Genomic DNA, 14,694 nt, shown 5'->3' with positions numbered 1-14,694 from the left:
AGACGGCTGTGATTGAATCGATAGGCCGCGGCGTACTGGATGCCCCGCCTTCGCGGGGCATGACAGAGAGTGGATTTACTCCGCCGTCCAGCCGCCGTCGATCGAGAGGTTGGTGCCGGTGATCTGCGCGGCATCGTCGCTGCACAGGAACAGCGCCAGCGCCGCCACCTGCTCGGAGGTGACGAACTCTTTCGTCGGCTGCGCATCGAGCAGAACGTCGTGGATGACCTGCTCGCGCGTCAGATTGCGCGCCTTCATCGTGTCCGGAATCTGCTTCTCGACCAGCGGCGTCCAGACGTAGCCGGGGCTGATGCAGTTGCAGGTGATCTTGTGGGTCGCAACTTCGAGCGCCACGGTCTTGGTGAGGCCGGCGATGCCGTGCTTGGCCGAGACGTAGGCCGACTTGAAGGGCGAAGCGACCAGCGAATGCGCCGACGCCGTGTTGATGATACGGCCCCAGCCCTTCTTCTTCATGCCGGGCACCGCGGCGCGGATGGCATGGAAAGCCGAAGACAGGTTGATCGCGATGATCTGGTCCCACTTCTCGAGCGGGAATTCCTCGATCGGCGAGACGAACTGGATGCCGGCATTGTTGACGAGGACGTCGACCGAGCCGAAGGTCTTGTCGCCGAGCGCGATCATCTCGGCGATCTCGGCAGGCTTGGTCATGTCGGCGGGCGAATAGATCGCCTTCACCTTGAAATCGGACTCGATCTTGGCACGCTCCTTCTCGATATCCTCGGGCGAGCCGAAACCATTGATGACGACGTTGGCGCCGGCGCCAGCAAAGGCACGCGCATAAGCGAGCCCGATGCCGCTGGTCGATCCGGTCACGACAGCGTTCTTGCCTGACAAGCTACCCATATCATTCACTCCTGGTTGAGGCCGGGGGCACGGGTACGTCCCCTGTGAGATCGTAAGTCACCATGGTCTCGCCGGATTGCGGCTTTTCGAGCCAATCCTTGTGGCGCATCGACAGATGCACGTCGCGCACACCGGCTTCCCAATGCTCGACCATGGCGACATGCGAGAAGTCGTAGTCCTTGGACGAGGACTCGTAGTTCTTGCTGCGGTAGATCAGGTGCACGACGGTCACGGTACTTTCACGCGCCGCCTTGGCGAGGAATTCGACGGAGGGATCGTTCTTCAGATAATCCGGCAATTTGCTGATCAGGTCGCGCACCGCCCTGCGGGCATTGTGCAGCTGCTTGTTCTTGTCGGTGTTCATCCGCGTGCGGCTGGAATAGCGGATGTCCTTCTCGCGCTCGGCGGCGTCCAGCAGCGAGGTCGGCAATTCGCCCCGCGCGCTGAACAGGTCGACCTGGAAGATCAACATGTCGCGATCGATTTGGGCATCGAGCACGTAGTCGAGCGGCGTGTTGGATGCGATGCCGCCGTCCCAGTAATGCTCGCCTTCGATGATGACGGAGGGAAAGCCTGGCGGCAGCGCGCCGGACGCCATGATGTGCTCAGGGCCGATCTTCTTGCCGAGCTTCTTGAACTCGTAATTGTCGAAGTAGCGGAAGTTGCCGGAGGTGACGCCGACCGCGCCGACCGACAGGCGCGTCTTCAGATCGTTGATGCGGTCGAAATCGACCAGCCGCTCCAGCGTCTTCTTCAGCGGTCCGGTGTCGTAATAGCTTTCCGCCTCGGGATGGCCCGGCGGCCAGAGCGGCGCGGGCGGAACGCGCGGGATGAAGAATCCGGGCACGCCGAAGGTCGCGATCAGCGCCGCACTCGTGGAGTTGAACAGCTCGCGGCTGTGATCGCTCTTGCCGATCGGCTTCCACGGCACCGGCGCCGACACCATCTCCCAGAATTCCTTCAGCCGCTTGACGCGGGTCTGGCCCTCATTGCCGGCAATGATGGCGGCGTTGACCGCGCCGATCGAGATGCCGGCAACCCATTCCGGCTCGAAGCCGAAATGGCACAGTGACTGATAGGCGCCCGCTTGATAGGAGCCCAGCGCACCACCGCCCTGGAGCACCAGGACGCGCTGCGCATTGGCGGGGATTCTGTTCGATGCCGGGCCTTGATGATCGGTCATGAGGGGATCAATGGAATGAGGGCGGCCCACCGTGACCCCAGTTCACGGCGGCGTCAATGTTTTGGGGATCAAGACTGGCTTATCGGGGCTCGGTAGATGCCAGAATCATCGTCCAGAACACCTTGTATTTGGTGTTCGGAGCATAGCTCGCCGCTATGCCCAATTTTGTGACACCGCTCTTGAGCATGTTGGCCCGGTGCGGGGGCGAGTCGCGCCAGCCGGAAAATGCTTCCGCCAGCGTATGATAGCCGGCCGAGATGTTCTCGACCGCGACGGTCGCCGGATAGCCGCCGGCGGCGAGCCGCTTGGCGAGCGGCGCGCGGACGTCGTGGTCCATCTTGTTGGCGGCCGCCATCGCCTGGGACTGGGATTCGGCCAGTTTCATCAGGTCGGGATCGATGATGAGGGTACCGAGGCTGTTGTTCTGGCGGTACTGCGAGATCATCACGGCGGCTGCCTGCGCATCGAGCCGCGCGCCTGGTACGGCCATGTCGGCATACATCGACGGCTGTTCGACCGGCGCTTCGTTGCCCGCGCAGCCGGCGAGAAGCAAAGCGATGAGAATTGCGGCCGCAGCGCGCATGAATCAGGGCCCCCAAAAAGACGGGCCGTTGTTGCATACCAACCGTGGCTGAAAGGTGAATTTTGCAGAGAATTATACCGACGTCATTCCGGGCTGTGCGACGCGCAGACCCGGAATCTCGAGATTGTGGCACGAGATTCCGGGTTCGCGCTCACGCCCAGGAATGACGGGCTTCCTAACCCGCAAAGATCCGGTAGCGGCGGGGTACAAGGCCGATCCTGTCGCCTTGTCGCAGTTCCTTGTCGCGGGGGGCGTCGATCTCGATGGTCTCGCCACCGAACAGGGAAACCTCGGCCCGCTGAACGGGACCAAAATTTCGCACATGCTGCACGGCGCCGTCGAAGGCGCCCGATCCGGGCGGCCCGACCAGCATGTCGTGTCGCCGCACGAACAGCCTTGACGCGCCAGACGCCGTCGCTCCGGCTGTCAGGTTGAGCTGGCGCTCGCCGAGCCGTACCGCGCCGCCCGTCACCTCGACCGGCAGCACGATGGACTCGCCGATGAAACCATGGACGAAGGCGGTGGCCGGATTGTCGTAGACATCATCGGGCGAGCCGATCTGCTCAATCCTGCCCTTGTCCATCACAACGACGCGGTTGGCGACTTCGAGCGCCTCCTCCTGGTCGTGCGTGACGAAGATCGAGGTGACGTTGATCTCATGGTGCAGCGAGCGCAGCCATTTGCGCAGCTCCTTGCGCACCTTCGCATCCAGCGCACCGAAGGGCTCGTCGAGCAACAGGATGCGCGGCTCGATCGCGAGCGCACGCGCCAGCGCAATACGCTGGCGCTGGCCGCCCGAAAGCTGGCTCGGATAACGGTCGGCGAGCCAGTCGAGCTGCACGAGATCGAGCAGCTCTTTTACGCGCGCGCGGATGGCGGCCTCATCCTTCCGAACCGCACGCGGCTGCACGCGCAGGCCGAAGGCGACGTTCTCGAACACCGTCATGTGGCGGAACAGCGCGTAGTGCTGGAACACGAAACCGACATGACGCTCGCGCGCACCCCGCGCCAGCGCGTCCTCGCCATTGAAGGAGACTTCGCCGGAGTCGGGCCAGTCGAGGCCCGCGATGATCCGAAGCAGCGTCGTCTTGCCGGAACCGGACGGCCCGAGCAGCGCGAGCAACTCGCCATTGTCGACCTTGAGGTCGACGCCGTCGAGCGCGGCAAAGCTCCCGAATTTCTTGACGAGATTCCTGACTTCAATGGTCACGGGCGTCGTGTCCTTCGTCCAGCTGACGTTCGAGAATGGTTTTGGCGATCAGGGTGATCAGCGCCAGCATCGCGAGCAGCGAGGCGATCGCGAACGCGGCAACGAACTGGTATTCGTTGTAGAGAATCTCGACCAAGAGCGGCATGGTGTTGGTCTCACCGCGGATATGGCCGGAGACGACGGAGACCGCGCCGAACTCGCCCATCGCGCGCGCATTGCAGAGCAGCACGCCATAGAGCACGCCCCATTTGATGTTCGGCAGGGTGACGCGGAAAAACGTTTGCAGGCCCGAGGCGCCGAGCGAGATCGCAGCCTCCTCCTCCTGCGTGCCCTGCTCCTGCATCAAGGGGATCAGCGCGCGCGCAACGAACGGGAAAGTCACGAAGGTGGTCGCAAGTGCGATGCCGGGCACCGCGAACAGGATCTGGATGTTGTGGTCACGCAGCCAGCCGCCGAAATAGCCCTGCGCGCCGAACAGGAGCACGAAGACGAGACCCGAGATCACGGGACTGACCGAGAACGGCAGGTCGATCAGCGTGATCAGGAAGGTCTTGCCCCTGAACTCGAACTTGGCGATCGCCCAGGCCGCGACCAGACCGAACACGAGATTGAGGCCGACCGAAATCGCCGCCACCAGCAGCGTCAGCCGGATCGCGGCCAGCGCCTCCGGCTCCGACAGCGCGGCAAGATAGGCCATGATGCCCTTGGAGAAAGCCCGCGCGAACACGACGACCAGCGGCAGCACGACGAAGACGGTGAGAAAGAGGACCGCGACGGAAATGATCGCGATGCGCACCGCCTTCGGCTCGGTACGAAGGTTTTCGCGCGCGGCGACCGCATGCAGGCGCGCCTTCGCGTCGGGCGTGGAGAGCGAAACTGAATCTGCAATCTGCATCGTCATCGTATCAGCCCTCAATGCACCGGAATCCGGTCCTGCGCCCAGCGCTGTAACCGGTTGACGGCGAAGATGATGACGAAGGACACGATGAGCATGACGACCGCAATTGCGGTCGCATCGGCATAGCGGAACTCGGAGAGCCGGATCACAATGAGGAGCGGCGCGATCTCCGAGACGTTCGGCAGATTGCCGGCGATGAAGATCACCGAGCCGTACTCACCGACGGCGCGCGCGAAGGCGAGCGCCAGGCCCGTCAGCAGCGCCGGCCCGAGCGAGGGCAGGATCACGCGGATGATGGTCTGCCAGCGGCTTGCCCCCAGACTGCCGGCGGCCTCCTCGATCTCGGGATCGAGGTCCTGCAGCACCGGCTGCACGGTGCGCACCACGAAGGGGATGCCGATGAAGATCATCGCAATGAAGATGCCGAGCGGCGTGAACGCCACCTTGATGCCCAGCGCCGCGAGCGGCGCACCCAGCCAGCCCTTCTCCGCAAACAGCGAGGTCAGCGCAACGCCGGCGACCGCGGTCGGCAGTGCAAAGGGCACGTCGACGATGGCATCGAACAGCCGCCGGCCGGGGAAGCGATAGCGCACCAGCGCCCAGACGATGATGCTGCCCATCACGAGATTGACGCAGGCCGCAGCGAAGGCGAGCCCGAAGGAGACGCGCAACGCGTTCAGGGTCCGGCGGCTGGAGAGAATGGCCCAGAACTGCTCGGGGCTGAGCTCGAGCGTGCGCAGGAAGAGGCCTGCGAGCGGAATCAGGATGATGATCGACAGCCAGGACAGCGTCAGTCCCATCGTGAGACCGAAGCCCGGCAATGTCCGTCGTCGTGTTGCGATTGCGCTCACCAGGCCCCCTGCTAAAGCCTCCTAAAGCGCGATGAGATTGGAATGAATCATCATCGCGCTTTAGGTTGTTGTTTGAGCATGATCTTTCCGGAAAACCGCTTCACACTTTTCCGGATCATGCTCTGCGACAGCGCCCGATCAGTTCTTGTAGATCTGATCGAAGACGCCGCCATCGGCGAAATGTTCCTTCTGCGCCTTGGTCCACCCGCCGAAAACGTCGTCGATCGTGAACAGCTCGACTTTTGCGAAAGAATTCTCGTATTTCTTCGCGACTTCGGAATCGCGCGGACGATAGAAATTGCGAGCGGCGATTTCCTGACCTTCCTTGGTATACCAATATTGCAGATAGGCATCGGCCACGCTGCGCGTGCCCTTCTTGTCGGCAACCTTGTCGACAATCGTGACAGGCGGCTCGGCGAGGATCGAGAGCGGCGGTGCCACGATCTCGAACTTCTCAGGGCCGAATTCCTTCAGGGCCAGGTACGCCTCGTTCTCCCAGGCGAGCAGCACGTCGCCAACGCCGCGCTCCACGAAAGTCACAGTCGAGCCGCGGGCGCCGGTGTCGAGCACCGGCACCTGCTGGTAAAGCTTGCCGATGAACTCCTTGGTCTTGTCGACGGAGCCGTACTTCTTCTGCGCATCGCCCCAGGCGGCAAGGTAGTTCCAGCGCGCGCCGCCCGAAGTCTTCGGGTTCGGCGTGATCACGGCAACGCCTGGCTTGATCAAGTCGTCCCAGTCCTTGATGCCCTTGGGATTGCCCTTGCGCACCAGGAACACGATGGTCGAGGTATAGGGCGAGGAATTCTGCGGCAGGCGCTTCTGCCAGTCGGCAGCGGTGAGCCCCTTGGCCGCGATCGCGTCGATGTCGTAGGCGAGCGCGAGCGTCACCACGTCGGCCTGCAGTCCGTCGATCACCGCGCGCGCCTGCGATCCGCTGCCGCCATGCGACTGCTTGATCTCGACGCTCTTGCCGGTCTCCTTCTGATAGGCGGTCGCAAACGCCTTGTTGAATTCGACATAGAGCTCACGCGTCGGATCATACGACACGTTCAAGAGGTTGATGTCAGCAGCGAAAGCCGAGCTTGCCCAGAGGAGGCCTGCCGCGAGCGGAACGATACGGCGGATCATATCCATCTCCATTTACCTCGACGACATCGGCGTCATCGATGGCATGCGGGCATAACTCGGGTCGAAATGCTCTTAAGTCAACGGAACCGGATTTTCTTGTTTGCGGCGACGTAGCGCGGCTGTGCTACGAAATCTTCATCGTGTGGATGCCGCATTCTGTCTTGGCGCGACCGCGCCAACGACCCGCCCGCTCGTCCTCGCCTTCGGCGGCGCGGCTGGTGCAAGGCATACACCCAACCGACAGGAAACCTGAGGCCTGAAGCGGGTGCTGCGGCAATTTGGCACGCGCGAAGATCGCCTTGATGTCGTCACGCGAGACATTGGCGAACGGATTGAACTTCAACCGCGCGCCGTCATCCTCGACGACCGCAATCTCGGCACGCTCGCCGCCCTGAAAACGCTTGCGGCCGTTGATCCATGCGGCGAACGGTTTTAGTGCCCGCGCCAGCGGCTCGACTTTGCGGATCCGGCAGCAGGCGTCGGGATTGGAGAACCAGAGATCGCGGTCGGGATCTTCGCGCGTCAACGTTTCCTCGAGAGGCGTGATCGAGCGCACATCCTTCAGGCCGAGCGCTGCGATCAATGTATCGCGATAGGCGAGCGTCTCCTCGAACAGCCAGCCGGTATCGAGGAAGACCACCGGGATCGCCGGATCGACGTCGGCCACCACCTTGAGCAGTGCCGCCGACTCAGTGCCGAACGACGACACGACCGCCAATTGTTCGCGGCCGACGACCTTCAATGCCGCAGCAACGACCTCCCCCGGCGAGGCATCGCGCAACGCGCGATCCAGTTCGTCGGTGGACGGCAGCGCCGGCGCGGATGGCAATGATTCCTGAGGCGCGATCGCGCTCATGTGCCGACACCTTCCGAATGGCGCAGTTGCATGCGCCGATGCAGCGCCGTGATGCGGCCATCGCCGGTCGGCTGGTAAAACACCGAATAGCGCTTCACGGTCTGCGTAAAGGCTTCCGCATCGGCCTGCTTCTTCACCTCGAAGCTATCGAAGCCGGCACGCAGCATGAACACGAACTGGTCACGCAGCACTTGGCCCGTTGCGCGCAGCTCGCCGCGATAGTCGTGGCGTTCGCGCAGCAGCCGCGACTGGCTGTAGGCGCGACCGTCACGGAAGGTCGGGAAGACCAGCGCGACCGCGGCAAGCTTGCCGAGATACGGCACCAGCTCGTCGATGTCGCGGTTGTTCGGCCAGATCACGCCGACCTTGCCGGGACGCGCGAGCAAGGCGGCCGCATCCTTCAGGAAGCGATCGCCAGGTACCAGGATATCGCCGGCGGCGGGCAGCGGCGCATCGACGTCGAGCTTGACGAAACTATCCTCGACGATCTTTCCGCCCTTAACGAGTGGCATAAACCCGCTCCTTGAATGGTTCGACGCCGAGGCGCTTCACGGTATCGATAAAGAGTTCTTCCGGCCGCTCACGCAGCGCCAGATAGGCCTCGACGACATCCTCGATGACGTCGGCGACCTCGTCGAACTTCACGCCGGGCCCGATCAGGGTCCCGAGCGCCGCACTCTCGTCGGCGCGGCCGCCGATGGTGATCTGGTAGACCTCCTCGCCGTTCTTCTCGACGCCGAGAATACCGATATGACCGACATGGTGATGGCCGCAGGCATTGATGCAGCCGGAGATGTTGATGTGCAGCCGGCCGATCAGGTTGGCGAGCTCGTGATTGGCAAAGCGGCGCGTCAGTTCCTGCGCGATCGGGATCGAGCGCGCGTTCGCCAGCGAGCAATAATCCAGGCCCGGGCAGGCGATGATGTCGGTGATCAGGTTGACGTTCGGCGTGGCCAGCCCGAGCTTGTCGAGCGCCTTCCACAGGGCCGGCAGATCGCGCTTGGCGACATGCGGCAGCGCCAGGTTCTGCTCATGGCCGACGCGGATCTCGCCGAACGAGTATTTCTCGGCAAGGTCGGCGAGCGCGTCCATCTGCTCGGCCGTGGCATCGCCCGGAGGTCCGCCGGTCGGCTTCAGCGAGATCGTGACGATCGAGTAGCCCTGGACCTTGTGCGGAGCCACCGAGTTCTTCCGCCACGCCTCGAACTCCGGATCGGCCGCGGCCTGGCGGAGCTCGTCCGGCATATGCGGCAGCTTCTCGTAAGCCGGATAGGTGAAGCGCGAGCGGATGTCCTCGATCACGCTGTCGTCGATCTGGAGCGAGGAGTTGCGGATGTGCTGCCACTCGTCCTCGACCTCGCGCGAAAACTTCTCGATGCCGAGCTCGTGCACAAGAATCTTGATACGTGCCTTGTAGATGTTGTCGCGGCGGCCGTACTGGTTGTAGACGCGCAAGATCGCCTCGACATAGCTCAGGATGTCGCGGCCATGAACGAAATGCTTGATGGTCTTGGCGATGAACGGCGTGCGGCCGAGCCCGCCGCCGACCAGCACCTCGAATCCGGTCTCGCCCTTCTCGTTCTTGACGAGGCGCAGGCCGATGTCGTGGATCTTGATCGCGGCGCGGTCGTGATCGGACGCGGTGATCGCGATCTTGAATTTGCGCGGCAGGAACGAGAACTCCGGATGCAGCGTGGTGTGCTGGCGGAGCAGCTCCGACCAGATCCGCGGATCCTCGATCTCGCCCGGCGCGACGCCGGCCCACTGGTCCGAGGTGACGTTGCGCATGTTGTTGCCGGAGGTCTGCATCGCATGGATGCCGACTTCGGCGAGATCGGCGAGCGCATCCGGCAATTCGGCGAGCTTGATCCAGTTGAACTGGATGTTCTGCCGCGTGGTGAAGTGGCCATAGCCGCGGTCGTAGCGACGCGCGATGTGCGCGAGGCGGCGCAATTGTTCCGACGACAGCGTCCCGTAGGGGATCGCGACGCGGAACATGTAGGCGTGCAGTTGCAGATAGACGCCGTTCTGCAGGCGCAGGATCTTGAACTCGTCCTCGGTGAGCTCGCCTGAGAGGCGGCGCTTCACCTGGTCGCGAAATTCCGAGACCCGCTCGTTGACCAGCGTGCGGTCGATTTCATCGTAAGCGTACATCGAGAGTGCCTTAAACCTGGGCCTGCGATCCGATGGTCACACCGGTGCGGCGGATCTGCTCACGCAGGTTTCCGGGGAGGATCTTGCCTTCCTCGTCGACCTGTACAGGCGCGATATAGGCGCCGACTGCGCCGACGTCATCGGCTACCGACTCTGCTAGCAACGCCTTGGCCTCATCCGAGTTGCGCACGATCGCGGCATCCGACAGGTCCACGGACCAGCCCTTGGCGGCGGTACGATAGACCACGATGCCATCCCAGGTGCGGTTGGCGGTCACCACCGAGGGGCCGGCGATCTTGATTTTCTTTTGTTCAAGCGGAGAGGTCATTGGGCAGCTTCCAATAGCTCGGAGATGATTTGCCTGGGGGATTGATGGCGAAAGGCGCCGGCATGCCGGACCACATCGCCGATGATGAGAATGGCGGGACCGCCGTCGAGGCGTTTGACGAGCTCGGGCAACTCGGCAAGCGTGCCGATCGCGCCTTGCGCATCGGGGCGCGTGACACGGGCGAACACGCCGACCGGCGTCTCCGGCGAGCGGCCGGCGGCCAGAAGACCCTCGCGCACCGTGGGTGCTGCGGTCATGCCCATATAGACGACGACCGTCATCCTGGTGTCGGTCAGCGTCGACCAGTCCACGGTCTCGGCATCGCGCGCCTTGTGCGCGGTGACGAAGGTGATGCGAAGCGCTTCGTGACGATAGGTGAGCGGCACCTCGAAATCCGCAGCGGCGCCGAGACCAGCGGTAATGCCGGGCACGATGGAATAGGCGACGCCCGCTGCGCGCAGCGCTTCGACTTCCTCGCCGCCGCGGCCGAATACGAAGGAATCGCCACCCTTCAGGCGCACCACACGCTGGCCGGACTGCGCGGCCTCGATCATCAATTTGTTGATGGCGTCCTGGCCGATGCCGGGCTTGCCGACGCGGCGGCCGACCGGAATGCGCGCCGTGTCGCGACGGATACGATCGAGGATTTCAGGTGACACCAGCTCGTCATAGAAAACGACGTCGGCATCCTGGAGCGCGCGCAGCGCCTTGATGGTGAGGAGATCGGGATCGCCGGGGCCGGCGCCGACCAGCGCGACGTTCCCCGCCGGCTTGTCCGCCAGCGCGAATGCGGAGGGATCGGCGATGGCCTTGAGCGCGGCTTCTGCTTCGGCCTTTCGGCCTGCAAGCACCAGCGCGCCAATTGGACCATCGATCACGCGCTCCCAGAAGCGGCGGCGCAGCGGAAACTCGGCAATCGCGGCATGAATGGATTTGCGGAAGCCGCCGATGAATTCGGCGAGATCGCCAATTCTGGCGGGCAGCAGCGCTTCGATCTTCTCGCGCACGCGCCGCGCCACGACCGGCGAGGCGCCACCCGTGCCGACGGCCACCACGACGTCGCCGCGGTCGACGATCGCGGGGAAGATGAAGCTCGAATATTCGAGATCGTCCATGACGTTGACGGGCAGCCCGAGCGACCGCGCGCGCGCCGACATCGCCACGCCAATGTCACCCGCGCCTGCGCATACTATGGCGATGACGCCGGTCAGATCAGCGGTCAGCGGATCGCCGGCAAGAAAGGTTACGCGTTGCGCATCATCAGCGCCGACGCCGCTGAGGTCGTGATTGCTGTCCGTCGCATGCACGCGGATACGCGCGCCGGCGGCCGCGAGCACGCGCAATTTGGCGCGCAGCAGCTCGCCGGCGCCGATGAGGACCACCGGACCGGTCTTGATGTCGAGGAACACCGGCAAGAAGCGCATACGGTACTCGCTTCCCCAATTACGGGGTTGACTGGAATTATTTTCTATATATGTCTCATTTCGAGCGCGCAAAGAGAAAATTTTTTCTTCTCTCCCGCGCCGCAACTATAGAATTTTCGCCTCCAAACGCAAAGTGGCAGAGATGCATCTTCTCAAGGACGATTCCGCAGCTGTCGGAGTGAGCAGCCCGGCCCTCATCGGGCGCGTCGGCGCGCAAGAATTTTCTGCAGATCTTCCGCCCAGCATGGACCATCTCGACCAGTTGGAAGCGCAGAGCATCTATATCTTCCGCGAGGCCTTCGCCCGGTTGAAGAAGATCGCTCTGCTGTGGTCGCTGGGCAAAGACTCCAACGTCATGATCTGGCTTGCGCGGAAGGCCTTCTTTGGCCGCATGCCGTTCCCCGCCCTGCATGTCGACACCGGCAAGAAGTTTCCGGAGATGTATCGCTTCCGCGATCATTACGGAAAGGAATGGGATCTCGACCTGCGCGTCGAGCCCTGCCCGCCCATCGATGCCGTCGATCCGACGCTGCCGCCTGCCGCACGCTCGGCCGCGCGCAAGACCGAAGGCCTCAAGATGGCACTCGCCAAATTTGGCTTCGACGGTCTGATCGCCGGCATCCGCCGCGACGAGGAGGCGACGCGCGCCAAGGAGCGCGTGTTCTCGCCGCGCGGCCTGGAGGGCAATTGGGACGTACGCGACCAGCCGCCGGAGTTCTGGGACCATTTCAACGCCTCGCCGCCGCAGGGCGCCCATTTGCGCATCCACCCGATCCTGCATTGGACCGAGGCCGACATCTGGGCCTACACCAAGCGCGAGAACATCCCGATCATTCCGCTGTATCTTGCCAAGGACGGCAAGCGCTATCGCTCGCTGGGTGATCAGGACATCACCAATCCGGTGAATTCGACTGCGTCGAACATCGACGAGATCCTGATCGAGCTCGAACAGACCAAGGTGCCGGAGCGCGCGGGCCGTGCGCTCGACCACGAGACCGAGGACGCCTTCGAGCGTCTGCGCGTCGCCGGCTATCTCTGATCCCTGAGGACGCAACGCGGCTATGAACATGATCGTCACTTCTGCTACGCCGGCAACTCCGAACGGCACCACGCGTCCGCAGGTCCGCATCGTCATCGTCGGCCATGTCGACCACGGCAAGTCGACGCTGGTCGGCCGCCTCCTGCATGAGACCGGCAGCCTGCCCGAGGGCAAGCTCGAGATGCTCAAGGCCGTGAGTGTGCGGCGCGGCATGCCCTTCGAATGGTCGTTCCTGCTCGACGCCCTCCAGACCGAGCGCGACCAGGGCATCACCATCGACACGACGCAGATCCGCTTCCGCACCAATTCGCGCGACATCGTGCTGATCGACGCGCCCGGCCACGCGGAATTCCTGCGCAACATGATCACCGGCGCCTCGCAGGCCGACGGCGCGGTGCTGATCATCGATGCGCTCGAAGGCGTGCGCGACCAGACCCGCCGGCACGGCTATCTCCTGCATCTGCTCGGCGTGAAGCAGGTCGCGATCGTCGTCAACAAGATGGACCGCGTCGATTTCAGCGCCGATCGCTTCAAGGAGATCAGCGACGAGATTTCAGCGCATCTGAAGGGCCTCGGCGTGACGCCGACGGCAGTGATCCCGATATCGGCTCGCGACGGCGACGGTGTCGCGGAGCGAACCGACCGCATCGGCTGGTACAAGGGCCCGACCGTCGTCGAGGCGCTCGATCATCTCGAGCCGGCGCGGCCGCTGGAGACGCTGGCGCTGCGCCTGCCCGTGCAGGCGATCTACAAGTTCGACGATCGCCGCATCGTGGCGGGCCGCATCGAATCCGGCAGCCTGAAAGCCGGAGACGAGATCGTGATCATGCCGGCCGGCAAGATCGCCAAGATCAAGACCGTCGAGAGCTGGCCGGTGACGCCGGTCGCCACCCGCCAGGGCGCGGGCCGCTCGGTCGGCATCACGCTCGACCGCGAGCTGTTCGTCGAGCGCGGCGACATCATCGCGCATGCCGGCGCCGCGCCGCGTGAGACGCGGCGTCTGCGCGCGCGCATCTTCTGGCTGCACGACAAGCCGCTCGCCAAGGGCGATCAGCTCCTGGTGCGCTGCGGGCCGAAGGAAAGCCGCGCCACGGTCGTTGCGATCGAGAAGGCGGTCGACCCCGGCGAGCTCGAGAGCAGCGAGAACAAGGCGATCGGCCGCAACCATGTCGGCGAGATCGATATTTCGCTTTCGAATCCGATTGCCACCGATCCCTATACCGAGAACCCGCGCACCGGGCGGCTGGTGATCGAAGTCTCAGGGCGCATCGCCGGCGGCGGCCTCGTGCTGTCGGTCGATGCCGGCCAGCGCGCCGTGCCGGTCGACATCGTGCCGGTGGAATCCGCACTCCGTCCCGACGAGCGCTCCGCGCGCTATCAGCACAACGGCGCCGTGGTCTGGCTCACCGGCCTTCCCGCCTCCGGCAAGTCGACGCTGGCAAAGGCACTGGAGCGGCGTCTGTTCACGAATGGCGGCTCGCCGATCCTGCTCGACGGCGACACGCTGCGCGCTGGCCTGAACAGCGATCTCGGCTTCTCCGCCGCCGATCGCAGCGAGAACATCCGGCGGCTTGCGGAAGTCGCGACGCATCTTGCTCGCAACGGTCACATCGCGATCGTCGCCGCCGTCTCGCCCGCGCGCGAGGACCGCGCCACCGCGCGCCGCATCGCCGACACGACGTTCCGCGAGATCTACGTCGCGACGCCCGCCGAAGTCTGCGAGAGCCGTGATCCCAAGGGCCACTACGCCAAAGCCCGCTCCGGCGCGCTTCAGTCGTTCACCGGCATCGGCAACGACTACCAGACGCCGCAAGGCGCCGAGCTGAGCATCGACACCTCGACGCGTACGGTCGCGGATGCGACGGACGCGATCGAGCAGATGCTGAAGGCAAGCGGCGTGCTGTTCGACGAGGTCGTCGACCTCGCCGCGAATATTTGAGCCTGTCCTATTTCTCCAAGTCGTCGCCCGGCTTGCCGCCTTCGCTGAAGCTTCGGCGAGCAGAGTTCGCGAGCCTCGTCGGAGCCTTGGCGGAGACGGGACCGGGCGACCCAGTATTCCAGAGACAGCGATGGGATACGGAGAAGCGGCAGCGGCCTGGATTCCCCGCCTTCGCGGGGAATGACAACGGTGCGTGGGGCACCCACCTCATCTTGACATTTTGACAGACCTTTAGGG

At 64.0% G+C, this 14,694-nt stretch carries 14 protein-coding genes; 2 read left to right on the top strand and 12 right to left on the bottom strand.

The genetic code is table 11. The annotated features are described in order from the left end of the window. Positions 1–75 precede the first annotated feature (75 nt). From YUU_RS0107260 to cysG, 12 genes are all read right to left on the bottom strand, one after another. On the bottom strand, positions 76–864 hold the full coding sequence (locus YUU_RS0107260; protein ID WP_027521798.1) for a 3-hydroxybutyrate dehydrogenase: 789 nt from the start codon (positions 862–864) through the stop codon (positions 76–78). Between the two features lies 1 nt (position 865). Next, complete coding sequence (locus tag YUU_RS0107255; RefSeq protein ID WP_027521797.1) at positions 866–2,047, bottom strand: patatin-like phospholipase family protein; 1,182 nt, start codon at positions 2,045–2,047, stop codon at positions 866–868. A gap of 79 nt (positions 2,048–2,126) precedes the next feature. Next, positions 2,127–2,630: a CAP domain-containing protein gene (locus tag YUU_RS0107250; protein ID WP_027521796.1), complete on the bottom strand. Its 504-nt coding sequence runs from the start codon at positions 2,628–2,630 to the stop codon at positions 2,127–2,129. 175 nt (positions 2,631–2,805) lie between these two features. Next, a complete protein-coding gene (locus tag YUU_RS0107245) occupies positions 2,806–3,840 on the bottom strand; it encodes a sulfate/molybdate ABC transporter ATP-binding protein (RefSeq protein ID WP_027521795.1) in 1,035 nt (344 codons plus the stop codon). Further along, a complete protein-coding gene (gene cysW, locus YUU_RS0107240) occupies positions 3,830–4,741 on the bottom strand; it encodes a sulfate ABC transporter permease subunit CysW (RefSeq protein ID WP_027521794.1) in 912 nt (303 codons plus the stop codon). The genes YUU_RS0107245 and cysW overlap by 11 nt, the downstream gene beginning before the upstream one ends. A gap of 11 nt (positions 4,742–4,752) precedes the next feature. Next, on the bottom strand, positions 4,753–5,589 hold the full coding sequence (gene cysT / locus YUU_RS0107235; RefSeq protein WP_084801337.1) for a sulfate ABC transporter permease subunit CysT: 837 nt from the start codon (positions 5,587–5,589) through the stop codon (positions 4,753–4,755). Between the two features lie 138 nt (positions 5,590–5,727). Further along, entirely contained in the window at positions 5,728–6,729 is a 1,002-nt protein-coding gene (locus YUU_RS0107230; RefSeq protein WP_156944147.1) for a sulfate ABC transporter substrate-binding protein, read from the bottom strand. A gap of 112 nt (positions 6,730–6,841) precedes the next feature. Further along, complete coding sequence (locus tag YUU_RS0107225) at positions 6,842–7,573, bottom strand: phosphoadenylyl-sulfate reductase (RefSeq protein WP_027521791.1); 732 nt, start codon at positions 7,571–7,573, stop codon at positions 6,842–6,844. After that, positions 7,570–8,085, bottom strand: coding sequence for a DUF934 domain-containing protein (locus tag YUU_RS0107220; protein ID WP_027521790.1), 516 nt, complete (start codon positions 8,083–8,085; stop codon positions 7,570–7,572). The genes YUU_RS0107225 and YUU_RS0107220 overlap by 4 nt, the downstream gene beginning before the upstream one ends. Next, entirely contained in the window at positions 8,072–9,727 is a 1,656-nt protein-coding gene (locus tag YUU_RS0107215; protein ID WP_027521789.1) for a nitrite/sulfite reductase, read from the bottom strand. The genes YUU_RS0107220 and YUU_RS0107215 overlap by 14 nt, the downstream gene beginning before the upstream one ends. Before the next feature lie 10 nt (positions 9,728–9,737). After that, the gene (locus tag YUU_RS0107210) at positions 9,738–10,055 is read right to left on the bottom strand and encodes a DUF2849 domain-containing protein (RefSeq protein WP_027521788.1); all 318 of its coding nucleotides are present in this window, start codon (positions 10,053–10,055) and stop codon (positions 9,738–9,740) included. Then, on the bottom strand, positions 10,052–11,479 hold the full coding sequence (cysG, locus tag YUU_RS0107205; protein ID WP_027521787.1) for a siroheme synthase CysG: 1,428 nt from the start codon (positions 11,477–11,479) through the stop codon (positions 10,052–10,054). Before cysG ends, YUU_RS0107210 begins: the two co-directional genes overlap by 4 nt. Before the next feature lie 244 nt (positions 11,480–11,723). Here cysG and cysD point away from each other — a divergent pair, with 244 nt between their 5' ends. Further along, a complete protein-coding gene (cysD, locus tag YUU_RS0107200; RefSeq protein WP_027521786.1) occupies positions 11,724–12,518 on the top strand; it encodes a sulfate adenylyltransferase subunit CysD in 795 nt (264 codons plus the stop codon). Between the two features lie 22 nt (positions 12,519–12,540). Then, positions 12,541–14,457 (top strand): adenylyl-sulfate kinase, encoded by a 1,917-nt coding sequence (cysC, locus tag YUU_RS0107195; protein ID WP_027521785.1) that lies wholly within the window; start codon positions 12,541–12,543, stop codon positions 14,455–14,457. Positions 14,458–14,694 lie beyond the last annotated feature (237 nt).

The organism is Bradyrhizobium sp. Ec3.3 (assembly GCF_000472925.1).
Lineage (GTDB): Bacteria > Pseudomonadota > Alphaproteobacteria > Rhizobiales > Xanthobacteraceae > Bradyrhizobium.
The sequence above is the reverse complement of the archived record's forward strand: the minus strand, read 5'-3'. Positions and strand labels throughout refer to the sequence as shown.